Source organism: Jeotgalibacillus marinus (assembly GCF_040801915.1).
Lineage (GTDB): Bacteria > Bacillota > Bacilli > Bacillales > Jeotgalibacillaceae > Jeotgalibacillus > Jeotgalibacillus marinus.
The window spans coordinates 1-273 of record NZ_JBFMIA010000153.1; the positions used below are offsets into that span (position 1 = coordinate 1).

At 45.8% G+C, this 273-nt stretch carries 1 protein-coding gene; it reads right to left on the reverse strand.

From position 1 onward, the window contains the following. The coding region (locus AB1471_RS17335; RefSeq protein ID WP_367780976.1) for a 3-oxoacyl-[acyl-carrier-protein] synthase III C-terminal domain-containing protein at window positions 1-273 on the reverse strand (273 nt) is incomplete at both ends.

The following is a 273-nucleotide window of genomic DNA, read 5'->3' on the forward strand; positions in this document are numbered from 1 at the left end:
CGACGTTGATGATCAGTCCGATGTCGCCAGCTTTGACTATCTGCTGCTCGCGAGCGTATTGTAGCGCATAGGGCAGAGATGAGGTAAAAAGATCTTTGCCACCATGGGCTATATCCACGAATTTTTCCTTGCCTATCTTCATTTCACTGCTCAAGCGCGAGATAAATGTCGAAGAGATTTGGGGTGGGAAAAAGGCCTTGATTGAGGAGATAGCTACATTCTCAAGCGCTAACAGCTCACCAATTGTTTCGTTAATGCACTTCAGGTAATAGT